Annotated in this window: 22 protein-coding genes; 8 read left to right on the top strand and 14 right to left on the bottom strand. The window is 56.8% G+C overall.

The window, feature by feature from the left end; translation table 11 throughout:
- Positions 1–7 precede the first annotated feature (7 nt).
- From WG31_RS04450 to WG31_RS04440, 3 genes are read right to left on the bottom strand one after another with little or no spacing between them, the layout of a single operon-like run.
- Positions 8–745: a MarC family protein gene (locus WG31_RS04450; RefSeq protein ID WP_006116198.1), complete on the bottom strand. Its 738-nt coding sequence runs from the start codon at positions 743–745 to the stop codon at positions 8–10.
- Positions 746–802: 57 nt separating this feature from the next.
- The gene (locus tag WG31_RS04445; RefSeq protein ID WP_006116199.1) at positions 803–2890 is read right to left on the bottom strand and encodes a lysylphosphatidylglycerol synthase domain-containing protein; all 2088 of its coding nucleotides are present in this window, start codon (positions 2888–2890) and stop codon (positions 803–805) included.
- Between the two features lie 20 nt (positions 2891–2910).
- Positions 2911–4536 (bottom strand): lysine--tRNA ligase, encoded by a 1626-nt coding sequence (locus WG31_RS04440; RefSeq protein WP_006116201.1) that lies wholly within the window; start codon positions 4534–4536, stop codon positions 2911–2913.
- Between the two features lie 158 nt (positions 4537–4694).
- Here WG31_RS04440 and WG31_RS04435 point away from each other — a divergent pair, with 158 nt between their 5' ends.
- A complete protein-coding gene (locus WG31_RS04435) occupies positions 4695–5450 on the top strand; it encodes a competence/damage-inducible protein A (protein ID WP_063353760.1) in 756 nt (251 codons plus the stop codon).
- 55 nt (positions 5451–5505) lie between these two features.
- Here the strand turns inward: WG31_RS04435 and WG31_RS04430 are convergent, their stop codons facing one another.
- The 3 genes from WG31_RS04430 to WG31_RS04420 all read right to left on the bottom strand — a co-directional run bounded on the left by WG31_RS04430 (position 5506) and on the right by WG31_RS04420 (position 7799).
- Positions 5506–6462 (bottom strand): acetyl-CoA carboxylase carboxyltransferase subunit alpha, encoded by a 957-nt coding sequence (locus WG31_RS04430; protein ID WP_006116204.1) that lies wholly within the window; start codon positions 6460–6462, stop codon positions 5506–5508.
- A 74-nt stretch (positions 6463–6536) separates the two neighbouring features.
- Positions 6537–7457: a site-specific tyrosine recombinase XerD gene (locus tag WG31_RS04425; protein ID WP_063353759.1), complete on the bottom strand. Its 921-nt coding sequence runs from the start codon at positions 7455–7457 to the stop codon at positions 6537–6539.
- Between the two features lie 3 nt (positions 7458–7460).
- On the bottom strand, positions 7461–7799 hold the full coding sequence (locus WG31_RS04420; RefSeq protein ID WP_063353758.1) for a hypothetical protein: 339 nt from the start codon (positions 7797–7799) through the stop codon (positions 7461–7463).
- Between the two features lie 62 nt (positions 7800–7861).
- Between WG31_RS04420 and aroB the strand changes: the two genes are divergently transcribed.
- The 6 genes from aroB to WG31_RS04390 all read left to right on the top strand — a co-directional run bounded on the left by aroB (position 7862) and on the right by WG31_RS04390 (position 16179).
- Positions 7862–9595 (top strand): 3-dehydroquinate synthase, encoded by a 1734-nt coding sequence (gene aroB / locus WG31_RS04415; protein ID WP_081461443.1) that lies wholly within the window; start codon positions 7862–7864, stop codon positions 9593–9595.
- Between the two features lie 344 nt (positions 9596–9939).
- Positions 9940–11070 carry an OmpA family protein gene (locus WG31_RS04410; protein ID WP_006116208.1) on the top strand — a complete coding sequence of 377 codons (1131 nt, stop codon included), beginning with the start codon at positions 9940–9942 and terminating at the stop codon, positions 11068–11070.
- A 97-nt stretch (positions 11071–11167) separates the two neighbouring features.
- Positions 11168–11671: a GtrA family protein gene (locus tag WG31_RS04405; RefSeq protein ID WP_063353757.1), complete on the top strand. Its 504-nt coding sequence runs from the start codon at positions 11168–11170 to the stop codon at positions 11669–11671.
- Between the two features lie 172 nt (positions 11672–11843).
- Positions 11844–14489: an alanine--tRNA ligase gene (gene alaS, locus WG31_RS04400; RefSeq protein ID WP_063353756.1), complete on the top strand. Its 2646-nt coding sequence runs from the start codon at positions 11844–11846 to the stop codon at positions 14487–14489.
- 82 nt (positions 14490–14571) lie between these two features.
- The gene (locus WG31_RS04395) at positions 14572–15261 is read left to right on the top strand and encodes a phosphatidylserine decarboxylase (RefSeq protein ID WP_006116211.1); all 690 of its coding nucleotides are present in this window, start codon (positions 14572–14574) and stop codon (positions 15259–15261) included.
- Positions 15262–15273: 12 nt separating this feature from the next.
- Positions 15274–16179, top strand: a complete 906-nt coding sequence (locus tag WG31_RS04390; RefSeq protein WP_006116213.1) for a CDP-alcohol phosphatidyltransferase family protein — start codon at positions 15274–15276, stop codon at positions 16177–16179.
- Here WG31_RS04390 and WG31_RS04385 read toward each other — a convergent pair.
- Genes WG31_RS04385 through WG31_RS04355 form a run of 7 tightly spaced genes read right to left on the bottom strand, consistent with a single transcriptional unit; the run spans position 16168 to position 23460 of the window.
- The gene (locus WG31_RS04385) at positions 16168–16665 is read right to left on the bottom strand and encodes an NADH-quinone oxidoreductase subunit B family protein (RefSeq protein WP_006116214.1); all 498 of its coding nucleotides are present in this window, start codon (positions 16663–16665) and stop codon (positions 16168–16170) included. The genes WG31_RS04390 and WG31_RS04385 overlap by 12 nt on opposite strands.
- Before the next feature lie 35 nt (positions 16666–16700).
- Entirely contained in the window at positions 16701–18197 is a 1497-nt protein-coding gene (locus WG31_RS04380; RefSeq protein ID WP_063353755.1) for a hydrogenase large subunit, read from the bottom strand.
- A gap of 1 nt (position 18198) precedes the next feature.
- Positions 18199–19332: a hypothetical protein gene (locus WG31_RS04375; RefSeq protein WP_063353754.1), complete on the bottom strand. Its 1134-nt coding sequence runs from the start codon at positions 19330–19332 to the stop codon at positions 18199–18201.
- Positions 19329–19919, bottom strand: coding sequence for a hypothetical protein (locus tag WG31_RS04370; protein ID WP_063353753.1), 591 nt, complete (start codon positions 19917–19919; stop codon positions 19329–19331). The genes WG31_RS04375 and WG31_RS04370 overlap by 4 nt, the downstream gene beginning before the upstream one ends.
- Positions 19916–20932, bottom strand: a complete 1017-nt coding sequence (locus tag WG31_RS04365) for a hypothetical protein (protein ID WP_063353752.1) — start codon at positions 20930–20932, stop codon at positions 19916–19918. Before WG31_RS04365 ends, WG31_RS04370 begins: the two co-directional genes overlap by 4 nt.
- Positions 20929–22662 (bottom strand): hypothetical protein, encoded by a 1734-nt coding sequence (locus tag WG31_RS04360; RefSeq protein WP_063353751.1) that lies wholly within the window; start codon positions 22660–22662, stop codon positions 20929–20931. Before WG31_RS04360 ends, WG31_RS04365 begins: the two co-directional genes overlap by 4 nt.
- A gap of 24 nt (positions 22663–22686) precedes the next feature.
- Positions 22687–23460 carry a methyltransferase domain-containing protein gene (locus WG31_RS04355; protein WP_063353750.1) on the bottom strand — a complete coding sequence of 258 codons (774 nt, stop codon included), beginning with the start codon at positions 23458–23460 and terminating at the stop codon, positions 22687–22689.
- An 82-nt stretch (positions 23461–23542) separates the two neighbouring features.
- Here WG31_RS04355 and gloB point away from each other — a divergent pair, with 82 nt between their 5' ends.
- On the top strand, positions 23543–24268 hold the full coding sequence (gloB, locus tag WG31_RS04350) for a hydroxyacylglutathione hydrolase (RefSeq protein WP_063353749.1): 726 nt from the start codon (positions 23543–23545) through the stop codon (positions 24266–24268).
- A 5-nt stretch (positions 24269–24273) separates the two neighbouring features.
- Here the strand turns inward: gloB and WG31_RS04345 are convergent, their stop codons facing one another.
- Entirely contained in the window at positions 24274–25356 is a 1083-nt protein-coding gene (locus tag WG31_RS04345; RefSeq protein WP_063353748.1) for a DUF2125 domain-containing protein, read from the bottom strand.
- Positions 25357–25371: the final 15 nt, after the last annotated feature.

Raw genomic sequence — 25371 nt, 5'->3', positions numbered from 1 at the left:
AATGGCGTTACGCGTGTAATTTTATGGCCAGCAGGTGCCGCCACATATCTATGGCAAAGCCCTGCACACCTGCGGCCAGAATCTGCACGCCAATACACAACAGCACCAGCGCAGCCATACGGCTAACAATACGCGTGCCGGTAACACCCAGCATGGATACCAGCTTATCCGCACCAGAATAGGCGGCCCACACAATAGCCACCACGCATACACCAGCCAACGTGGTGCCAATGGTGTATGCCCAAAAAGGCTCATCCGATGGGCAGCCAGAACCAAGGGCAATAGCCACAGCAATTGTGCCTGGCCCCACCGTAAATGGCATGGCAAGCGGGAAAAACGCAGCATCGGCCCAATTGGGGGCCATCACCGTACGGCCACCTTGTAAGGCCTGCTTTTCCTTTTGCGCTTCAACCGTTTCCGGGCTTTGCAGCAGATCCCATGCACGCACAGCCACAACCAGCCCGCCCGCAACCCGCAGCGCGTTTACGGTAATACCGAAAAACGCCAGCACCATACTGCCCAGCCAAAGCGAAGCCATAATGAGGCAGAGGGAATAAAAAGACACCAGCCGCGCCAGTGCCATAATTTCAGTTTGCGAGCGGCCTGCCGTTGCCTGCGCAAAAATAAGCGCAGCCCCAAACGGGTTGACGATGGAAAACAACGCAGGAAACGCCAGCAGAAACGAGGAAATAGAGGATGTAAATGCTGTTGCCGTTAACAGCATTGCGGGAAAATGAGCTGACATAACCCCTCACCGTTCTGTCCGAGGCATCCGCCCTCTACCCGAGGAAACACCATTTAATCACGAAAAATCTGATGGCACCAAATTGCCCGCACCACCCTTGTACGTTCTAACAAAGCGTGATGCCTGCGCAATATCGTTCGCTGGATAGCAGAAATTAAATTTGCTGCCATCATTAAGTGTCCATACACTCTGCCCGATATCATCGTAAATGCGCAGGAAGTCATCCCCCACCTGCCAGAACACGGGTTTAAGGCCTTCCTGCAAGGCTAGATCCCGAAATTTCCAGATAGCAGAAATGCTGTCTGCTTCTCCCCCTGCCGGATCACCCAATGCCACCAGATAGCTATCTCTCCGGTAAAGCGGCAGAATGGCCTCTCCCGCTTCCCCCGTAACATACCCTTGCGGCCGGAAGGCCTGAATATCTGGCAGAGCATGATCCAGATTTTTATAGTGTGTGTAGGCGTCTTCATCCCACTCACGCACGATAATACGCCCCGGCCACATCAACCGCGCCACAACAAACAGCGCCAGCCCTACGGAAAGCGCAATGGTCCATCTGACCGAGCCACGGGCCTGCGTAGCCAACATCATCTGCCACCAACTGCCAGATGTATCATGCCGTGTTGCCAACGCGATGACGCACCCAAATAACAGCAGCAAAGATAGCAGAGTGCCGGTGGAGAGAGGTTCGCTCAAAAGCCGCGCGTGCCGGTAATAGCAGGAGCGGAACGGCGCAATAAACAGCGCGGAAAGCCCCAGCATAACCGGCACAAAAAATGTATTGCCCCGTAAAAATGTCAGCACAGTTGCGGTAAGCAGCAGATAAAGCGCTCCACGCCATGCCAGCGTAACCCGCTGGGAAAGCCCAATAGCCAAGCTGATAAGCACCACCCCCATAAGGGAAAGCACATAGTTGCCGCCCACACGGGCCATTGTCAGCAGGCTTTCTGGCACCATGGCAAATTTGGGCACGGGGTCCAGCATCACCAGACAGATCAGCATAACCCCGCAAAGTGAAACCGTGCCCGTTGCCACAGCTACAGAAAAAGCGGCTTCACTTTCCCGCACCACTTGGCTGGGCCTGCGCTGCATGGGCATAGGAGCCGTGGCGGCATCTGGGTTATTTTGTATCTTGCGGTTTTTCTTTTCTGCCAGAGCGGCATCGCCACGCAAAAACAGCTCATGCCCAGCAAACATGATACCCGCCAGAAACAACGGAATAATGTAATAGAAAAGCCGGAAAATCAGCACCATGCCCAAAATTTGTGGCGCAGGCATATAAGGGCCTAAAGCCAGTAGCATGGCCCCATCAAACACGCCCAAACCACCCGGCACACTGGCCACCAGCCCAGCTGTATAAGATGCAATGTAAATGGCCAGAAACGAGCCAAAATCTACCCCAGCACTGGGGGGAAGTAGCACAAAAGCAATGCTGGCCGTAGCCGCAACCTCTGCCGTAGCCACCAGTGTTTGCATAATGGCCATACGGGGGGATGGCAGTTCCACCACCCATTTACGGAAGCGGAATTCCCGCACCTTAAACGCCAGCCCGATGTAAGCCGCCACGCCGCACCACATCAGCGCGCCAATAACCGCCAGCACAGATGCGGGCACGCGGTGGCCAATGCCTGGCAACACTGTGGGTTCCCAGATCAACACGGCACCTATCAGCACCGCAGCACCCAACAGGTAAGTGGCGGAGCAGAAGGCAATAATCTGGGCTATGGCAAAAGAATTAAGGCCCCAGTTGCGGTAAAGCCGATACCGCACGGCAGCGCCAGATACAGCGGAAAAGCCCAGATTGTGTGAAAGCACATAGGAACAGAACGCCGCAAAAGCCGCCCGCCGGAAAGGCAGCTTACGATACCCTACCTGAATGACAGCAAGCTGATCATAAAAGGACAAGATAAAATAAGACAGCAGCGTGCAGCCAACCGCCATCCACATCTGCCGGGCCGGAATAGCCTCCATAGCGTGGCGGATGTCTGAAATGCGCAGATGCCGCAGTTCGTGCTGCACCACCACAATGGCGGCCACCATAAGCAGCAAACCAAGAATATGCGGCAGATGCTTGAGCCACTTTTTCCATCCCCCTCCGCCCGGAAGCGAAGAAGGGGGAGCTGGTGGGGGTGGGGTCTGCGTCATGTAACTTGCGGCGCTACGTTTTAAACCTGCGTCTCGCGCAGGAGGGCTGTATCTATCAGAGCCACGGTTTCTGCCACGCCATACAGCGCAACAAAGCCACCAAAGCGCGGCCCTTCCTTCTGCCCCAGCAGCACTTCATACAGGCAGGTAAACCAGCTCCGCAGCGGTTCAAACGCGTGGCGCTTGCCTACTTCAAACACCAGATTCTGCAAGGTGCCAGCATCTGCGGCTTCACCTTCATAGCCACGCAGGCATTCTGCCAGATCAGTCAGGGCAGCGCGTTCCTGTTCGGTGGGCGCACGGAAGGTTTTGGCCGGGCGCACAAAATCTGCGTAATACGCTACAGCATGTTTCACCAAGCATGCCAGCATGGGGTGTGTTTCGGGCGAAACGGCAGCATCGTACCGGCGGATAAAGCCCCACAGCACTTCTGGCGTATCTGCATTGGCAACGCTGGCAAGGTTGAGCAGCATGCTAAACGGCACCGGGCTGCCTGCATCTTCTGGAATGTGGCCCTTATGGATAAACCATGCCGGGTTGGCACGCAGATCATTCCCCGTGGGGTTTTCGGCCTGCAACACCTTGGCTTTATCAACGTGTGTAAGATATTCATCCGCCGTTTTGGGGATAACATCAAAATACAACCGCTTGGCGCGCTGCGGCTGATTAAACATGAACTGCCCAAGGCTTTCTGGCGGGGCGTAACGCAGCCATTCTTCAACAGAAAGCCCGTTACCCTTGGATTTGGAAATTTTCTGGCCTTTTTCATCCAGAAACAGCTCATACGTTAAGCCCGCTGGCGGAGTGCCGCCCAGAATCTTACAGATACGGCCAGAAAGCCGCACGCTGTCTATCAGATCCTTGCCAGACATTTCATAATCAACGCCCAGCGCATACCAACGCATGGCCCAGTCGGCCTTCCACTGCATTTTGGCATGGCCGCCGGTTACGGGTGTTTCAAACACCTCACCGTTGGAAGGATCTGTCCAGCGCACAATACCGGCTGCGGCATCTATGGCGTCCATCTTCACCTGCATCACTTCACCTGTACGGGGGTGGAGCGGCAGAACGGGGGAATAGGTGGCGCGCCGGTCTGCCCCCAAAGTGGGCAGAATAACCTTTAGAATGTCATCATGCACTTCCAGCACGCGGCGGAGTGCCGCATCAAACCGACCAGAGGTATAATACTGGGTGGAAGACGCAAACTCGTATTCAAAGCCGAAGCTGTCCAGAAACGCGCACAGGCGGGCATTGTTATGCGCGGCAAACGATTCGTGCGTGCCGAACGGATCTGGCACGCGGGAAAGAGGCTGACCGATATATTTTTCCAGCATGTCACGCTGGGGCACGTTATCGGGCACCTTGCGCAAGGCATCCATATCATCGGAAAAAGCCAGCAGGCGCGAAGGGCGGCCTGTTAGGGCTGTGTAGGCCTGCCGCACCCATGATGTGCGGGCTACCTCACCAAACGTGCCAATATGCGGCAGGCCGGAAGGGCCATAGCCCGTTTCCAGCAGCGCCGGGCGTGCATCGTCCTCACCGTTGGTGGTGCTGCGCACACCAACATGATCGGCTAGTTTACGCGCCTCCTCAAAAGGCCAGGCACGTGGAAGATCGGAAACGGGAGCGGATCGGCTTTCTGACATGGCGGGAAGCTATGAACTGGACACGCTGCGGTCAATCCAAAAACGCGCAGCACAGGAAGGATAAGGGCAAATTTTACCATATCATTGACGTTAACAGCCCTGCGTTTCATGCTTGACACCTAAATCAAGAAGGCTTCAGCAAAGGACAGGCTCAACCCATGCGCCGCACCTCCGCCCTTATTCTTATTGGCAACGAAATCCTTTCCGGCCGCACAAAAGATGAAAACATCCAGTTTCTGGCCCTCCGCTTAGGTGAACTGGGGATTCCTCTGCGCGAAATCCGTGTGATTCCGGATATTCGGGAAACCATCATCAGCACCGTGACAGAAATGCGTGCGAAATATGATGAGGTTTTTACCACCGGCGGCATTGGCCCCACGCATGATGACATCACAGCCCCCTGTGTTGCCGAAGCTTTTGGGGTGCCGTGGGAGTTCCACCCCCCCACCTTCAAACTGCTGGAAACCTATTTTGGGCCAGAAGAGTTTAACGCTGCCCGCCAGCGTATGGCCAAGCTGCCGCAGGGGGCCATACCCATTGTAAACCCTGTTTCACTCGCGCCCGGCTTTAGCATTGGCAATGTGCACGTTATGGCAGGCGTACCGCGTATTATGCGCGGCATGTTTGATGCCCTTGCCCCTAGCCTGCAAAAAGGCGCGCCTGTTTTTTCCCGCACATGGCACACCACATCACTTTTTGAAGGCACGTTGGCCGATGGGCTGGAAGCCATTCAGAATCGCTTTTTGGATCTGGATATCGGCTCCTACCCTTTCCACCGGGAAGATGGCCGCCGGGGTGTGGCCCTTGTGGCCAAAGGACAGAACCGGGCCGAAGTGGAAGAAGCCGCCAGTGCTATCCATGATCTTATCAAAACAAAAGGCGGCACCCCTATAGAAGGAGAGCCGCCTGTCTAACGCCTAGGCTTCCTCCCCGCCGCGTTTGCACTCGTGGGGAGGAAAAATGCGTGTGTTAACTTAGGGCTTCACGCCCCATTGCCAGAAACTTTTCACGCCGCAATTCTTTCAGGCGTGCCGGTGCAATTGGCAGAAGCGTTTTAAGTTCTTCTGTCAGCGCTGTGCGCACAGATTCGATTGCAACAGCAGGCTCCCGCTGTGCCCCGCCTACAGGCTCAGGAATAATCCGGTCAATCAGCCCCAGCTTCTGCAAATCCTGCGCCGTCAGCCGCAGCGTTTCTGCTGCCGTGCTGGCCTGCTTGGGATCACGCCACAAAATGGACGCACAAGCTTCGGGCGAGATAACGGAGTAGATGGCGTTTTCCAGCATCATCACCCGGTCACCCGCACCCAGCGCCACGGCGCCACCAGAACCACCTTCACCAATTACGGTGGCAACAAGTGGTACGGGCACTTCAAAACAGGTGGCAATAGAACGGGCAATGGCTTCGGCCTGCCCGCGCTGCTCGGCATCAATACCGGGCCATGCGCCTGCGGTATCAATAAATGTTAGAATTGGCATGTTAAAGTGCCCGGCCATTCTCATCAGCCGTTGCGCCTTGCGGTAGCCTTCTGGCCGCGCCATGCCAAAATTATGCTGAAGCCGGGTTTCAAGGTCTGAACCGCGTTCAGTCCCGATCACCATAACCGGTGTGCCGTCAAAACGGCCCATGCCACCAATAACAGCTTTATCATCTGCAAACAGACGATCCCCCGCCAGCGGCGTAAAGTCTGTTATCAGCGCATTCACATAGTCCTGCGTGTGCGGACGTTGCGCATGGCGGGCCACCTGCACCTTCTGCCACGGCGTAAGCTTGGCATAGATGGCACGCAGGTGCTTTTCCGCCTTTTCAGAAAGACGGGCCGTTTCTTCTTCTATGTTGACCCCTTCAGGGTCAGTCATTTGCCGCAATTCGTCGATCTTGTTTTCAAGTTCGGCGACGGGCTTTTCGAAATCCAGGAACTGACGCATGCAGAAGCCGATAGCACAATGACGTGTAAAACCAAGTCACTTCATGCAACCAAACATATCTGAATGTCGATTTTTCACTTGGTGTGGGCAGAATCCGCCGCCAATGGGTGATGCGCCTGCACAGCTTTTTGCAGGCGTTCTGTCTGCACGTGCGTATAAATCTGGGTGGTGGCGATGTCTGCATGCCCCAGCAACATCTGCAAAGCCCGCAAATCCGCCCCATGCGCCAGCAAATGCGTTGCAAAGGAATGACGCAGCACGTGGGGAGAAAGACGTGCCGGATCAATTTCTGCCCGTATGGCCACTGTGTGCAGAATCCGGTCGAACGCCTGCCGTGTCATGGGTTTTGCAGGGTCACGACCGGGGAAAAGAAAGGCGCTTTCCAAATGCGCATCCACTTCCAGCAGCGCTTGTGCGGCTTCCCGCGCGCTATCTGAAAGCGGCACAAGGCGTTCCCGCCCACCTTTGCCGCGCACCATAATCATCCGCTGGTCACCAGCTACGGCTTTGCGTGGCAAGGCCAATAATTCAGAAATACGCAAGCCAGAGGCATACAGCAGCTCCAGCGCTGCCTTGGCCAAAATACCGCGTCGTTTTTTAGGCAAAGATGCCCCATCTGGTTCAGCGCAGGCATTCAGCAGTGCAAGCACTTCCGATTCGGATAAAAAACGCGGCAAAGGCGTGCGGGGTTTGGGGCTATCCAGATGCGCCGCCGGGTTATCGGCCCGCATGCCTTCACGCAGCAAAAACAGATAAAATTGCCGGATGCAGGACAAACGCCGCGCAACCGTGCGCCGCGCCTGCCCGCTGCCTACCAATGCAGCCATCCAGTTCTGCAACCCCTCGGTTGTAGCCGTTTGCAGGGTTTGCCCCTCCCGCGCCAGACTTTCAGCGCAGGAGGTTAGGTCTGCTTCATACGCAGCCAGCGTGTTGGGGGCGGCTGCGCGCTCGGCAGCCAGCATCTCCAAAAAAAGATCAACGCCCCCACTTATCATGGCTTACGGATGTGCAGGTGCTGCCGGGGCCGGAGCGGCAACCGGTGGCGGAGGGGCCACAGGCGGTGGCGGCGCAACAGCCGCAGGCGGGGCAGCAGGCGCAGCAGGCGTGATGGTGGGCTGGGCAGGCGCTGCTGGCACAACAGCAGAAACCACCGGGGCCGGAGGTGCGGCAGGCACCGCCACGCTGGTAGCAGCGGCAGATATGGCCGGGGTAGCCAGCGGCAGATCACGATGCACTGGCTGGGGGACTGGTGGGTGTGCGCTTAGGCCCAGCGCGGCAAAACCGCCCAGAACAACCGCAAACACTGCGGCGGCAACAATCAGAACCGTGCGGTTCATGCAGCTTGGCTCCCTTAACTGATATAGGTGTGTTCTGTCTGCTGTATGTTAAGCTGTGTTCCATGTCATCACGTATCTCTTCTCCCCACTCCGAAACAACGGACCCGCCGCCCATTCCGCTTGATCTGGAACGGGTCAGCCGTAGCCACGGTTCTGGCATCATCCCCTTTGGCCGCAGCATTGTGCTTGTCGGCCTTATGGGGGCAGGAAAAACCACCATTGGCCGCCCCCTCGCCACGCGGCTGGGGCTGCCATTTGTTGATGCCGATGTAGAAATAGAACGCGCGGCGGGCTGCTCTATTGCAGATGTTTTTCGCCTGTACGGTGAAGCCGCTTTTCGTGATGGAGAACGGCGGGTGATTCGCAGGTTGCTGGAAGGCCCCCCCATGGTACTGGCCACTGGCGGCGGCGCGTTTATGGATTCCACCACCCGCGCCTTGGTGCGTGAGCGTGCAGTTTCCATCTGGCTGCGTTGCCCCCTGCCCGTGCTGGTGCGCCGTGTTAGCGGGCGCACGCATCGCCCGCTTTTAAACACGACATCCCCGCGTGACGTGCTGGAAAACCTTATGGCCATCCGTCATCCGGTTTACGCCGAGGCGGATATTATTGTTGATTGTGGAGACAACAACGTGGAGCACACAACCACGCGCGTTATGGAAGCCCTTGCCCTTTCGCGCCGTCCGTTAAGGTTACCTGTTACCTTGGCGCATACATCCTATGATGTGGTGATCGGCACGAATCTGATCAGCCGCGCGGGTGCCTTGCTGGCCCCGGTGCTGCCGCAGAAAAACGTTGTCATTATTACAGATGAAAACGTGGCGCCGCGCTACCTGCATCAGTTGGAAACCGCCTTGGCGGAAACCGGCATTACCTCCCGCAGCCTGCGCGTGCCGCCGGGGGAACAGACCAAGTGTCTGGAAATGTATCAAAAACTGACAAACAACATTCTGGAGCACGGCATAGAACGCCGCACCAGCATTATTGCGCTGGGTGGCGGCGTGGTGGGGGATCTGGCCGGATTCGTGGCGGCTACCACGCTGCGGGGTCTGCCTTTTGTGCAAATTCCAACCACGCTGCTCTCTCAAGTCGATTCTTCGGTTGGGGGCAAAACGGGCATCAACACCCGTTGGGGCAAGAATCTGTTGGGGGCGTTTCATCAACCACTTTGCGTGCTGGCAGATGTTTCTACCCTTGCAACCTTGCCGCGCCGTGAGCTGGTGGCTGGTTATGCCGAAATTGTGAAGTCCGGACTGATTGGGGATGAAGCACTGTTTGCATGGTGCGAAGAAAACGGCGCCGCCGTGCTGGACCAAGACCCCGAAGCACTGGCAATGGCCGTACAGCAGGCTTGCGCCTTTAAAGCCCGCGTTGTGGCGGCCGATGAGCGCGAGCAACAAAAAAGCAATGGCCGCGCCCTGCTCAATCTGGGCCACACATTTGGCCATGCACTAGAAGCCGAACTGGGTTATGATGGCCGCCTTTTACATGGAGAGGCTGTTTCCATCGGCCTGAATCTGGCTTTTGCGCTTTCCGTCCGTTTAGGCCTGTGTCCCCGCGCGGATATGGAACGCGTGAATCGCCATCTGGAAGCCTTGGGTATGCCCGCACACATCCGGGATCTGCCCCACACCTTCCGCACGCAGGATCTCATGGCCCATATGCAGCGCGATAAGAAGATGCAGGATGGGCGCCTTTCCTTCGTGCTGGCACACGGAATCGGTCAGGCATTCACCACGCGGGATGTACCCGCAACAGCCGTAAAAGAGGTGTTGGAAGCAGACGGTAGCGTGGCTTAAAAGCGGCTACACACAGCCGCTTTTAAGTATCGGGTTGTAAATGTGTCACCTTGCCGCAATTCCGCCTTAATCAGACGAGAATGAGGGCGAGATACATGCTTTTGCAACATGTTATGGAAAGAGCCAGAAACCGTGGAAATACTTTTGCGTCAGAAACATATTCGTCCCACGAAATGAACTGTTGCAAATACAACACGGTTATGGCTTGTAATCACTAAGAGTATGAAGCTTCGGGTTTCTATTTTGGAACTGATCGTTTTATACGGCTTTAGGCATCTAGCTGGACCTGCCCGCTGAAATGGTTGGTGGGTTAGTCGAACAGATGAAATATTGAGGACCAAAAAATGCGTCTCCGCACGGCGTTACTTGCAACGACACTGATGGCAGCGGCTCCGGCGGCCGCATCTGCCACCACGATTACAGGCCCGTATGTAAACGTGGCCGGTGGTTATAACCTGGTTCAGAATCAGCACGCTCACCTGAACGGTGCAAACGCTGCTGGCGCCCCTCCGGGTGGAACCTCCTCTCAGCTGCGCCACAACACCGGCTTCACCGGTTTTGGTGCGTTTGGTTGGGGCTTCGGCAACGGCCTGCGCGCTGAAGTTGAAGGCGTTTACAACTACTCCAACATTGACCACCGTCCGGGCACATCCCTTCCTGGCCATACCCGTGGTTCCGACCAGTCCTACGGCGGTTTCGTGAACGTGCTGTATGATATCGACCTGAAGCAGTTCGGTATTGATGCACCTGTCACGCCGTTTGTTGGTGTTGGTGCCGGTTACCTGTGGCAGCACTACAACCCGATTGACACCAACTATGCTCACGGCGCTGGTCATACCCGCATCGGTGGCACAAACGGTGGCTTCGCTTACCAGGGTATCGTCGGTGCCGCTTACGACACAGGCATCCCGGGCTTCCAGGTGACCACGGAATACCGCATGATCGGTCAGCCGGGCTCCTTCTCTGACGGTGCATTCCACTACTCCGGTTCCAAGGGCACCGGCGGTAACGTGAACTTCGATCACCGCTTCAACCACCAGTTCATTCTGGGCCTGCGTTATGCGTTCGATACGGCTCCGCCGCCGCCGCCGCCGGCTCCGGTTGTTGCTGCTCCGGCTCCGCTGCCAGCTCGTTCCTACCTGGTGTTCTTCGATTGGGATAAGTCTGTCCTGACCGCTCGCGCTCGCCAGATCGTGGCAGAAGCTGCTCAGGCTTCCACCCACGTTCAGACAACCCGCATCGAAGTTAACGGTTACACCGATAACTCCGCGGCTCACCCCGGCCCGCGCGGTGAAAAGTACAACTTGGGTCTGTCCCTGCGTCGTGCTGACAGCGTGAAGGCAGAACTGATCCGTGACGGCGTTCCGGCTTCCGCCATTGACGTGCACGGTTACGGTGAAGCTCACCCGCTGGTTCCGACCGGCCCGAACACTCGCGAACCGCAGAACCGTCGCGTGGAAATCATCCTCCACTAATCGGCCTGCTTCCGGTTTCGGAAAAAGAAAGGGGTGCCTTCGGGCACCTCTTTTTTTATGTCTGCTTTTTCTGCATTCCAGTTTAAAGCTTTATGCCATGAACACTGCGCCCCCTTCTGCTTCCGCCGCTACAACCAAGCTTATCCGCCTGATAAAGTTTGGCATGGTGGGCAGCCTTGGTTTTTTGTGGGATTCTGGCACCGTTTACGCATTGCGCCCTCTTATCGGGCTTACGCCTGCAACATTGGTGGCGTATTTTGTAGCCGCCACGCTTAACTGGATTTTTAACCGAATCTGGACATTCAAAGGCGCAGGCCACCATGAACACCCTGTGCTTCAGTGGCTCAGATTCCTGAGTGCCAACAGCCTTGGTTTTTTTCTAAACCGCGGCACGGTTTACCTGCTTTTCTATATTTTCCCGTTTTGCATGCAGCACCCCATTATTGCGCTGGCCGCAGGAGCCGGGGCAGGCATGCTGGCCAATTTCAGCATGAGCCAGAAAGTAGTCTTTCGGGAAAAACCGCCAGCTTCTGCGCTGGAACTGGCGGAAATGTCGGTGGAAATTTCACCGCCAACTTCGCATCAAACCTCTGATACGTAATTTAGCCATATCACGGGCCATTCTCTGCCCTCTTTCAGATCAGCGCAGTGTGCGCTACATCTGGAACACAGGTTAAGAGAACCTTGCCGTTTTCATCTGGCCGTGAGGCCCCTTTCCGCAAGTGTGGAAGCATCACGTGCCCAACCAGTTTCAGGATCGTCTGCCTCACGCCATGCTGACAACAAACGAAATTCGCACCGCTTTTCTGGAGTATTTTGCCAGCAACGGTCACCAGATTGTACCTTCATCGTCTCTGGTTCCCAAGAACGACCCCACCCTGCTGTTTACCAACGCGGGCATGGTGCAGTTCAAGAATGTGTTTACCGGCCAGGAAACCCGCCCCTACTCTCGCGCAACCACTGCGCAAAAGGTTGTGCGCGCCGGCGGTAAGCATAACGATCTGGACAATGTGGGCTATACAGCACGGCACCACACGTTTTTTGAAATGATGGGCAATTTCTCCTTCGGTGATTACTTCAAACCCGAAGCGATTGAATTTGCATGGAATTTGGTAACCAAGGGCTTCAACCTGCCCAAAGACAAGCTTTTGGTCACCGTTTTTGCAGAAGATGAAGATGCCGCAGGCCTGTGGCGCTCCATTGCCGGGCTGGATGACAGCCGCATTATCCGCATTCCCACATCAGATAACTTCTGGCGTATGGGGGATACCGGCCCCTGCGGCCCTTGCTCCGAAATCTTTTTCGATCACGGCCCAGATGTTCCCGGTGGCCCGCCCGGCTCCCCTGATGAAGATGGGGATCGGTTTGTCGAAATCTGGAACCTCGTGTTCATGCAGTATTTCGAAGACCCACCGGGCACACGTTCTCCTCTGCCGCGTCCCTCTATTGATACAGGGCTGGGGCTGGAACGCTTTGCCGCTATCATGCAGGGCAAGCGCGATAACTACGATACAGATACGTTCGTAGCCCTTATTCAGGCTTCGGCGGATCTCACACATCAGGCTGCTGATGGCCCATTCAAAGCCAGCCACCGCGTGGTGGCCGACCATCTGCGCTCCACTGCCTTCCTGATTGCCGATGGCGTGCTGCCTTCCAAGGATGGCCGAGGCTATGTGCTGCGCCGCATCATGCGCCGCGCCATGCGCCACCTGCACATGATGGGCACCACAGAACCCACCTTCTACAAGCTCCTTCCTGCCCTTATTCAGCAGATGGGTGGCGCGTATCCTGAACTGGTGCATGGTGAAGCCCTTATCCGTGAAACCATGCGTGGTGAGGAAGAACGCTTTAAAGCCATGCTGGATCGTGGCCTGCACTTGCTGGAAGAAGAAAAATCTCATCTGGCCAGTGGTGCGCCCCTGCCGGGTGATGTGGCCTTCCGTTTGTATGATACGTTCGGCTTCCCGCTAGATCTTACGCAGGATGCCCTGCGCGGTTCTGGCCATGATGTGGACGTTAAAGGGTTTGAAGATGCCATGTCTGTGCAGCGCCAGCGCGCCCGCGCAGCTTGGACAGGCTCTGGCGATACAGCTGTAGAAACCATCTGGTTTGAAGCACGAGACAAGTTCGGGGCTTCCGAATTTCTGGGCTACAGCACAGAACAGGCGGATGGTGAAGTTCAGGCCGTTATTGCTGGCAATGCATTCCTGAAAGAAGCCCCGGTTGGATCTGAAGTGGCCGTGCTGCTGAACCAAACCCCTTTCTATGGTGAAAGCGGTGGTCAGGCGGGGGATACAGGCTTTCTAACAGCCTCTGGTGTTAAAGTTGCCATTACGGATACGCAGAAAAAAGCAGGGGATCTGATCGTGCATTACGGCACGGTAACAGAAGGCACGCTGCGCCCCGGCATGGCTGTAACCGCTACGGTGGATCATGACCGCCGCAGCGCCATTCGCGCGCATCACTCCGCCACCCACCTGCTGCACGAAGCCCTCCGCCGCCATTTAGGTGCGCATGTGGCGCAGAAAGGTAGCCTGAACACGGCCGAACGCCTCCGCTTTGATGTAAGCCAACCCCGCCCGATTACGGATGAGGAACTGGCCGCCATTGAGGCAGAAGTGAACAACCGTATCCGCGAGAACTCGCAGGTTGTCACACGCTCCATGACACCGGATGAAGCCATTGCCGAAGGGGCCACCGCCCTGTTTGGTGAAAAATACGGTGATGAAGTGCGCGTGGTTTCCATGGGTGCTGGTGCAGACAACAAGGCCCCGTGGTCTATGGAGCTGTGCGGCGGCACGCACGTCAACCGCACGGGGGATATCGGGCAGTTCCGTATTGTTTCGGAAAACGGCGTTTCCGCCGGTGTGCGGCGTATTGAAGCCGTTGCAGGCAAAGCTGCGCAGGATCTTACTGTTTCCAACGAACAGCGCCTGACACAGATGGCCACCATGATGAAGGTTTCTGTGGCCGATGCGCCAGAGCGTTTGGCCGCAGTGCTTGAAGAACGCCGCCAGATGGAAAAACAGATTGCCCATTTGCAGCGCCAGTTGGCAACAGGCAACGTGGCCGCAGCGGGTGTAGATAAAATTGGCGCGGCACGTCTGGCTACCCGCAATGTGGGTGAAACGCCCCCGCGTGAACTCAAAGGGCTGGCAGAAACCATTCTCAAGCAGGGCAATGCCGATGTGGTGGTGCTGATTTCCACCGCAGATGGCAAAGGCAGCGTTGTTGCCGCCGTTGGCCCGGAAATGGTGGAAAAAGTGGATGCCGTAGCCCTTGTGCGTGCTGCCAGTGCCGCCATGGGTGGCAAAGGTGGCGGCGGGCGGCGCGATATGGCGCAGGCTGGTGGCCCGGATGCACAGGCTGCTGATGCTGCATTTGCCGCTGTGCGTGAAGCCCTGAAGACCATGGCCTGAAACATCGGCCAAACGGGAAGGAACTCCTAGGCGCCTTCCCGTTTTCTTTCCTTCATGTTGGCTTTCGCGTAAGGATTACTCCATGTCGCTACTTGCTTCGCTTAAACTTGTTATTGCGCGCCCGCACCGGGAAGCGCGCCCCTTCCTTTTGGCATCTGGTGCCACGGCTGCTTTGGCCTATTGGGCTGGCTGTAAACTGCGCTGCCCCGTATTGCGCCGCGTGGGCCATGCCAGCACAGGCTTTTTTGGCTTCTGCCTGTATTTCTTTCGTGATCCAGAGCGGGTTACCCCTGCCCGTAACGATGTAGCTGTAGCCCCGGCTGATGGGCACATTGTTTCCATCGAAAAAGTGGCCCCACCGGCAGAACTGGATATGGGCACAGCACCAGTATGGCGCATTGCCACCTTTCTTTCCGTGTTGGATGTGCATGTTAACCGCATGCCTGCCGCTGGCACGGTTACACGTGTTGCCTACCACCCAGGCTTGTTCCTGAACGCCAGCCTGGACAAGGCTTCTGAACAGAATGAACGCAACGCCCTAAGCCTTACCCTGCCTGATGGCCGCATGATGGCTGTGGTGCAGATTGCCGGGTTGGTGGCGCGCCGCATTGTGTGCTCCGTAAAGGAAGGAGACAAAGTGGAAGCTGGCGAACGCTTTGGTATTATCCGCTTTGGTTCGCGCACAGATCTGTATCTGCCACCGGGTGTGGAACCTCTGGTTTCTGTTGGGCAGACGATGGTAGGCGGTGAAACCGTCATGGCGCGGTTGTAAAACAGAGCAATCGTGACACAACCTTCCTCATCTCCTTCTGCTCCTGCGCAGCAGACTTCCGAAACACCGCGCCGTCGTCGTCGTTTACGGCGGCGGGTACGCAGTAAAATACGCGGGCCATCCTTTAACCGGCTTATCCCCAATATACTCACCATGTTGGGGCTTTGCGGTGGCCTTATGGGTATGCGCTTTGCTGTGGATGGGCGTTTTCAGGCCGCTGCCGTGGCCTTGCTGATTTCCGCTTTTATTGATGGGCTGGATGGCCGTATTGCCCGCCTGTTACGCGGTTCAACCCGTTTTGGCGCAGAGTTTGACAGCCTTTCCGACTTTTTGTGCTTTGGGGTGGCTCCTTCCTTCTTACTGTATTTCTGGGCGCTAAAGGATGGAGGGCGTTACGCTTTTCTGCCGTGCATTATGTTTACCGTGTGCATGGCGCTCCGGTTGGCGCGGTTTAACGCCAATCTGGATGGCGAACATCATCAGCCCAAATATGCCAGCAACTTCTTTACTGGCGTGCCTGCACCCGCAGGTGCCGGGTTGGCTCTTTTCCCGCTTTTTTTGGGGCTGGAAGCACAAAAGCTTGGCATAGACTGGCTTTACCGGCTCACGCGTCTGCCGTGGATTCCTACACTTACCTTGGCAAGCACAGGGTTGCTGCTGGTTTCCACTTTGCCGGTCTGGTCATTCAAGAACTTCAAGGTGCCAGCTCAGTATGTTCTGCCGCTTATGCTGGGTACCGGGCTTTATGCTGTGGTGCTGGTGGCGGATCCGTGGGCTGCTCTGGCCGCTGCGGGCGTGATTTATATGTTCCTATTGCCCCTCAGCCGCCTAAGTTTTCTGCGGCTTAAAAAAGCAGCAGAAGACCTGCAAACCGATGAAGACGATATGGAAGAAACCCCAGCACCTTCACACAGCTGAGGTTTCAGGTTCCTTTGGAGGAACGGCCTGTTTGCCAAACAGGGAACACAGACCGTTTAGAACATCCTGAGGCGCAGGCGGGCAGCCGGGTATTTTCAGATCTATGGAAACCCGGCGCTCCAACCCACCCAATACCGTATAATTTTCGGGAAACATGCCGCCATCCAAAGCGCAGCTTCCTACGGCAATCAGCCCTTTAGGGGTAGGCATGGCCTGCCATGCAGCTTCCAGCACCGGAGCCATGGCACGCGTAAGCGCGCCGGTTATGAGCAGCACATCAGCATTGCGAGGCGATGTTACAAAACCAAAGCCCGCGCCTTCCATATCATATGGCGCATAACGCAGGGCCTGTAGCTCCATCCCACAGCCGCCACAGCCACCTGTATCCACATGGAACAAAAGCAGCGGCCAGCGCGGGCCTACGGGCTTCATGCGCCGGATATCCTGCTTAAAGGCTGCATCAAATACTGCCCGTATCAGCCCCATGTGTTTTTGCCTTTCATTCCGCCCACGTGCACTGTTTACCTATCCAGCGCTGCTGCGTTGATATCCAATGACCGTGCAAGCAAGGCAACATCATCTGGCTGATGCCCCGGCAATATCGCCTCAAACGTCAACAAAGTGGCGGAAGATGGGGTGCGGGTAAAAACCTGTTCTACCCGGCCATCACGCAGGCGCACCCAGTACAGAATACCGCCCCACGGGCCTTCCACCATGCCTGTGCCTTCACCATCCTGCATGGAAAGCTGCACGCTGCCACCAGCCGTTAGCCCAATGCGGGAGGCCACTTCATCCAGCATACGCAGGCTTTCCCCTACCTCTTCCAATAAAAGCATGGCGCGGTCTTCTACCGTGCCATCCTGCCTGCCAGAGGTGAAGCGCCATATACCTTCGTAACCCGGCATCATGCGGCGGCCATCACAATCCCACCCGGCGGCACGTGCTGTGGGGCCATCCAGCCCCACACGCTCCAGCAAATCTGCCGTAACCTTACCCATGCCCGCCAGTTGCATGGAAAGACCCGGATATTCTTGCCACAAAGCCAGCAAGGCTGGGTAATCACGCGCGGCCACCTCGCACAGGCGGGCGCACATATCACCCATTTGCGTGGCGTGGCGCAGGGAAAGGCCACCCGGCACACATACATCCATCAACAGGCGTGAGCCGGTAATAGGGGCGGCCTCCTGTATCATCCGCTCTCGTAGCGCCATGCAGCCAGAGGCTACCAATCGTGCCCCTGCCAGACGCGCCATATCCGCCAGTAGAAAAAGATGGTGGTAAATACGTTCCAGTTCCAGCAATGCAACACGCAGCAGCCGAATTTCCGGGCCGACCTGCTCCTTGCAGGCATCTTCCACAGCCAAACAGAACGCCACCTGCTGCGCAACAGATTGCCCAGCCGCCACACGTGCGCTGAGTTTACACGCATCTTCCACCCGGCTGTTACGCCAGCGCAGTTCCATGCCCCGATGTGCGTAACCGGTAACTGTTTCCGTTGCGCGAATACGCCCTTCTCGCAGGGCCAACGCCACATGCAAAGGTGGTTCCATGCCGCCTGTGGCAGGCCCCCAGCCATCCGCCATATCACCCTCTTGGTGCATATGTTCCGCAGGCTGAAAGTGGATAAGCCCCTTCTGCCCTCCGCCAGCCCCCGGATGCTCCGCCAAAGGCATGGAAGAAGACCACACATCATGGTCCAACAAAGGCCTGACATCCGTAGCCCACATACCCTCTGCGCCATACAGATCGTAAATGCGGCGTTCATACAGGCAGGAAATATCTCTTGCGGGAGAAAGTGCAGGGTATCGCCCATCTTCCAGCGTCAATGTGGCTGCCAGCGGTTGGCCATCTGGTAAAAACAGCGCATGTACATCTGTGCCATCACACCACAGGCCTACAAACGGCAGATCATCATGCTTGAGCGCATCTACCAAATCGCGCCATGCCATTTCTTGCAGCCGAAAGCGCCACGGGGTTTCTGTTTCCTCCCCCGCCCAGATATGAGAAGCCGCATTCATTTCAGAAAGCTCCCAGCATCATAGCCAGTGGCACCAGCAGCCCCGTAGCTGTCAGCACGGAACAGGCTACACGCCCGGCAGCATCCTGCGGCCAGAAATGATGCGTAATGTCCCGCGCAGGCACAGCACGCGTAACTGCCGCCAAAATACCCGCAACTGTCAGTAACGCCAGCGGCCATGACCAATCACTCATCATGGAAAGCAGGAGCAAGCAGCCCACAAATGGCGCGCTGGGCGGAAAACAGGCCAAGGTATTAACAGCCCAACCACGGCCTGCACGCCCGCCACCGGCAAGGCACCAACCGCATAAAAACAGCAACGCTGCCACATCGGCCTGAATACCAACCGCTATCAACGCCAATGCAGATGGAAAGGTGCGGAACAACCTTTGCCTATCGGGAAAGCGCCCGGCACAGGCCGTAAGCCACACAGAAAGCAGACCACACAGCACAAGGGCGGTTTCAAACACCTCTCCCCCATGTGTGCGCAGGCGCATGGCCAGCAACAGGGCCGCCCCGGCAAATGGCAAAAACAGGAAAGTATCATTTTCATCCTGCCAAAATTGCCCAAAGGGAGAAAGGCCGGTTAACACCACCAATCCGCAAGCCATCATCAGGCCAGAAACAACGGTATTGGCTGGAAGCAGCAAGCCGGAAAGCACCAAAAACGTGCCAACCGAGCCATTACGGATAAGCCCCCACCCCATTCTGGCCTGCCCGGCTGGACGGGTAAAAACAAATACCCCCCATGCCAAAGCGGCTTCTAAAATACCCAACCCCACAGCGGGGTCTGGCGCAACACAGGCCAACCCCGCCAAAGCGGTGGAAACATGCGGCAGGCTACGTACCAGCCTATCATGCAAGATGCCGTTTTCAAGCACCATCAGCAGCAGGCCAAAAGCCAGCATGACACGCCCGGCACGCTGCACGGGGTCATCATCCCACCCAGCGGCCACAGCGCCCGACGCCGGAAAAACAAAAACTGCCAACGCCAGCACACAGCCTATGGCAGACATCCATATTGCCAGTTCACGGCTACGCGCCACAGGCACCGCACATACTGCGGCCGCCCCCAAAAAGGGCCACACAAATGCCAGTGCCGCCAGAAACATGCCTGCCCCTGCTGTGCCTGTCATGCTGCATCTCCGTTCTTTTCTGGAGAGTCGGGGGAGGTTTTTTTACGGGCGGAAGGTGGGCGCAATGGCACCACGCGCGGCATAATACGGTGGATGCACATCCCCCCAAGCATGGCCACAACAGCACCAGCCAAACCGGCCACACCCACCACAGAAGGTTGATGCGCCTGCACGCCACACAGCAGCACACCTTCAACACACGTAAGCAACCCGGCCCATTGCCATACCATGCTATGGTGGCAGATAACCGAAACCAGGCCAGCCACAACCACACATAAACTGGCAGGAAACACCGCAACACCTGCGCGCGTGCAGGCCAGAAGCAACAACACCATCAGGCCAAGTGCAAAAAACGGTATGGCGCTGCCTGTGCGTTCCCGCGCGGCATCATGCTGATAGCGCAGTAAAAACAGCACTGGCCCTATGGCAAAAACTGCGGCCATCGCCGCCCCTGCCTGCTGTAAAGGAGTATGCCCGTCCACCAGCATAGCAGCAGCGGCAACCAGCCCCAGCAAAGGCAAAAAACCGATACCCCGCGCCACAACGCATAGCGCCAGCAAGGGCATGAGAATGGCGGCCAGTGTCATGAAGGTTCTCCTTCCGGCGCTGGTTCTGTTGAATAGCCTTGGGTGTTTTCATCCTCAACGTTGTGGTTTTCAGGCTCAGATGGGGGGGCTGCAACGTGAGAAGAAGTGACCTGCCATGCCAGAACGCCCAGCAGAAAAATAGCACCCAACCGCACACGCGCCCTACGCCCTGCAGGCAGCAGAGCCATACGCAGCACCGCCAGCATGAAAGACGCCACAAGCAGCTTAAACATCCATAGGCCCAAGCCTTCTACACATTGGGTCAGCCAGTTTTCGGCCCCGCTTTCTCCCGGCATGGCCAAGCTGCCTGCCCAAGCCACATCTGCCGCCAACGTAACCCAGCACATCTGCATGCAATCTGCTGCTAAAAGCCACATGGCTCTATCCGGGCCGGAAAGTGTGGCAGAAGCTGTTTGCTCATCCCGCCGTGCCAAGGCTGTTGCCAAAAACAACGCCACACCAGCCAGCACGTAAGGTGCGCCTTCTGTAATAGGAGAAAGCACATGCAGCCTGCCCAAAAACGCAACCAGATCATGCGCCCCGGTTAGCAACAGCACGGGCGTTAACACCGGCAAGAGCAACGCATCCGCCACAATGGCCGCGCATCCTTGTTGTGCGGCAGAGGCCTCCTGCACAGCCTGCGGCAAGTCCAGCAAAACACCTACGGCCACCAGAATGGTGCATACAAGCAGCATGCCCGGTGCGGGAAAGCCCGGCATTGTAAGTGTAAATACCGGCACCAACCCACAAGCCAACACTGCCAGAACCAACGCCAAGGCACAAAAAACGCCGTTCAGCCCATCTTGCCGTCCATATAAGGACGGACGGCGGAACTGATGCCAGATTTCCTGCCACCTCCCCCCTGCAGGAAAGCGCGGTTCACCCACCAATCGGCCAGCAAGACGATGCACCCACCCCGCAAACCACGGTGCTACAAGCACCATAAGGGCTGCCTGAATGGCCAGAGCAGCAACACAGCCAAATGCCCAGCCCCATGTTAAATCCTGCTTCATTTTCCTACAAACAGCCCCACCAGCAGGCCGCCACCCAAAAGCAGCAGAATCAACACCAAGCCCTGTGTTTCACACCATTCGGCACCCCGGAACAACCAACGCCTGCCGTAACGCAGGGCAACACGGCTACGGCGGGCCAGCCGTTTGTCCTTTCGGGTTTCAGCCACCAACCCAAAAAGCGCCATGCAGGCAGGCCATAAAGGCGCCGCGCCCTCGTAAGAAACTGTGCGCCCTTCTGCGGGCTGTATGATAGGTGCGCCTTGGCGCCATACTGGCACCGGCTTGATAACACGCTCAAAGGGCAGAAAACCCAGCAGCCTTACCAGCACGGCAGCCACCGCCAAGGCCGCACCCAACGCCAAAAATGTAAAAACAGGGGTAAAACTGGCCCCGCCGCCTTCCAGCCAGATTGTAGCAATGCGGCTCCACTTCAGCGGCGGCACAACAGGCCCCACCACCAAATGATCCGCCAGCGAAAGCCATAGCCCCGGTAACAGCACAAGCAACATGGCGGCCCCAGCACATATCCAGCTAGGCCACACAAACTCTGCCGCCACGGGGGCCTGATTTGGCTGAAAAACAGTGGAAGGAAACAGCAGGGCCGCACCTGCGCGCAGCAACCCGGCCCCCATAAGCACCATAATGCTGCCCAGCAGTGCAAGCAGCAGCATTATGGTAAGCGCGCCAACGGGTTGCGCCACGGCAATGGCATCATACGCGCCAACAAGTAGGCTCCATAAAACGGCAAACCCGCCAAAAGGCGGCATAATGGAAAACAGCATTAACAAGCCAGCAACCAGCACATGGCCAGAAAGGGAGGCAATGCGGCGCTTTGGTTCTACCTGCTGCCATTGCGCCAGCCATAACAGGCCAATAAGGGCCAGCATGGGGGCGCCCATACCCAGAATAATGGCCATACGGAATGTTTCCATACCGCCAAAACTGGAAACCAAAGCCAGCGCAACAGCCACCACCAATATGCCATACCATGCCGCACATAGCCCAGATGCAATACGCGCCAGACCTTTATCGCGCATGGCTTGCAAAGTGCCTGTTGCCGCCACCAAACATCCGCTGGCCACCAGCATAACCTGTGGCAGCACAGAAAGCTCACCCACTTCGGCCAAAAGGCGGCCCAACAAAAACAGCCCCACCATACCGGGCAGCACAGCCGTTGGCCCTTTTTGCACAGAAACCGCCCAGCCCATCAGCAGCACAGTCAGGCACAAAAGCGGCACACAAAAAGGGCTATCTGCAGGAATACAAGCGGGCAACACAGCAAATGGCAGACACACACTGCGCCACCCGCCTGCCGCTAAAAGCACCAGTGCCGTGCCCGTAAGCAACCCAAATACCAGCGGAGAAAGGGCCAGAAAGCCCATGCCCACAAACACGCAGGCCAACGCCGCAGCGCCACTACCGGCTACGCCCCCGGCAAACGCCAGCAAAACAAGCATGGGCAAGGCTGGGCCATCCAGCCCAAAAACCGGAAACCAGCTAAGTTCGCCCTCCAGCTTGCACGCAGCTCCCACAATGGCCAACACGCCACAGAGCGCCCACAGGCCACCCATAATTTCTGCCCGCCACACCGCAGCACCACGCAGAAGCCTGTCTGGCAGCACTGCAAAAACGCCCAGCGCAGCAAATATCGCCAGCAAACTGCAAAGAACAAAGGAGGTGAAAATGGAACCCGGCCCCAACCTGCTATGAAATCCGGCGGATAACACCATGACAGCCGGTTAATGACAATCTATTCAACGCCGCGAAATGCGTGAAACGTATTTTCTGTCCTGTATGGCCTTTGCTGTGCCCCTTACCGGCAACAGGGAACGGGCAAGCCAACGCTGCCGCGCCTTTACTGGCAGGGAGAGGGCAGAATACTCATCCCGCACCGCTTCCACCAATATCAGGCTACCCGCGCCGGGGCAGAGCACCTTGCCTGCAATATCCATTTTTCGTCCGTTATGGCGCATCCAACTCATAGCGCCCGTGGGTAGAAAAAGAGCTTCATCCCATTGTTCTGGTTTAAGCATGGCAGATGCAAGCGTTTGCTTGAGACATCGGCGGGAAAAAGCCGCATCGTGCCGGAATGGCGTGCCCCGCAACCGCGCCCGGCCACCAAAACGGCTGGGCACAATTAACAGCAACCTGCCATCGGGCTTCATCACCTGCCCGGCGGCTCGCAGAACAGATACGGAGTGTTGGCGATCATCCAGCGCATGCACCATTAATACCCGGTCAAACTGCTTGGGCTGAAACGGCAGGCTGTGCAGATCCACCACACAGCTTAGACCGGGCGTGGATGTCGCGCCCCATAGCGGCGCATTGGCAGCAACCAAACAGGCTGGTGTGGCTCTGCCATTCTCCAACTTTTCCAGATACGCAGCCGTATGCCCTAGCCCCAGCACAGCGTGCTGCTGCCCCAGATCTGGCCAGAACCAGCGCAGACGTTCACCAACCAGAGCCAGAAAGCACTGGCCTCTTGCTGTTGTGTAAAAACTGCTTTCCGGCGGCATGACATCGAGCATTCTGCATGTCTATCATACGGTTTGTGACCCCGTCATGATTTGCCTTCCCTATTTTCAAATTTCCACAGCAGGAGCTTTCCCCATGCCTCTTGATGTTCAGGCCATTCCTGTTCTGTCCGACAATTACGCGTGGTTTTTACGTGATACGGAAACAGGCACAACCGCAGTGATAGACCCCGGAGAAGCCGCGCCCATTGTGAACTTTATTGAAAAAGAAGGTGGGCGGCTGGATCTGATCTTGCTCACGCATCACCATCATGATCACACCGGCGGCACGGAAGCACTTCGCCAGCGCTATCATGCCCGCGTAGCTGGCCCCGCGGCCGAGCAACAGCGCATGCCGCCGCTGGATATTGCTTTGCACGATCAAGACAGCCTTGCCGTAGGGGCCTGTACCGGCACTGTTATTGCTGTGCCGGGCCATACGCTGGGCCATATTTGCTTTTACTTCCCCAACCCACCTTCCCTGTTTTGTGGGGATACGCTGTTCAGCCTTGGGTGTGGCCGACTATTTGAAGGCACCGCTGCACAGATGTTTGAGAGCCTGCACAAGCTGGATGCCCTGCCCGATGCAACGCGTGTTTATTGCGGGCACGAATATACGCAGAGCAACAGCGCCTTTGCCTTACATGCAGAACCACAGAATGCTGCGTTAAAGGAACGTGTAGCGGAGGTGCGCCGCCTGCGGGCCGAAAACAAACCCACCGTACCCTCCACATTGGGGATGGAACGCGCCACCAACCCTTTTTTACGCGCAAAAAACGTGCAAACCTTTGCTCAACTACGCCGCGAAAAAGATACGTTTTAAACCCTTCAGTTTGCGCGCGCACGCCCTACTTGTGCTCCGGTTTCTTGCGCTGCATGGCGTGCTGCCTGAAAAACAGGTTGCAGGGCAGAAACCGGCAGCGTTCCCAACTGCATGGTGCCGTTACGCAACATTAACGGCATTTGCAGGTTATCGGGTTGTTCCCGCGTAACACGCGCAAGCATAGTGGCCATGCCTGCGGCTTCCTGCGCAGAAAGTGTGCCTTCACGCCGCAAGTTCTCTAAAAAGGGCTGCCAGTTTGCAACGCTCAGCCAAAAATCTCCCGTGGGGTGTAAAAGCTCTCCGCCGCGCACCTGCCCTGTCATTTTCAGGTTCAGATCACGCCAGCGGGCTGTAAAGCGTTGCACCAATACATCTGGCCATGCGGCGGCACCATTGGATGGAAAAATACTTTCGCGCACATTTGTTGTTGGCCCCGGTATGGCAACAGCAGCCTGCACATCCTCCAGCACCGTTTGCCAACCCGTTATGCCCCAACGCTGGGCCTTAACAAAAATGGAGGCGGTGCTTTGTTCCTGCGTGGCCTGCATGTTCCAAAAGGCTTTGCCCCGCACATTTTGCAGCACCATATCACCCATATGGCTGGCACCGGCAGGGAACAGCACATGCAAGAAAGGTGTTTGAAAAACGGTATGGCCCGCCGCCCTTCTGCTTAACGGAAGATCCAGTTCTATAGGGTCTCCCTCCATCCGCAACACAACGGGAGTTTCCTCCCCTTCCTGCGCATTATGGAGCGTTTCCATTACCATCGGACTAACCAGCCGCACGTGTACGAAAAAAGGACGCCAGAAAGCTGTATTCGCTGTAACGCGGGTAGCAGCGTAAATGATCTGAAAAGCAGAGGACCGCGCCGCCAATAATGGCGTGCAGACCATACGCATATTTTGCGTATCCAATTGCGCATACCACGGCCACCCATTTACCACGCGGGATGTGTAATGCATCTGGCACCCTAAGGGCATGGTGTCTGCCTGCTTTTGCAGATACTGCGCGCTTGCCCACCAATAGCCACTTAAAACCAGAAAGCAGCCACCAGCCCCTACAGCAAAACTAAGAAGCGCTTTTTTCATTCACACCCTTTTTCT

Origin of the sequence: Acetobacter oryzifermentans, assembly GCF_001628715.1 — a bacterium.
Taxonomy (GTDB): domain Bacteria; phylum Pseudomonadota; class Alphaproteobacteria; order Acetobacterales; family Acetobacteraceae; genus Acetobacter; species Acetobacter oryzifermentans.
The sequence above is the reverse complement of the archived record's forward strand: the minus strand, read 5'-3'. Positions and strand labels throughout refer to the sequence as shown.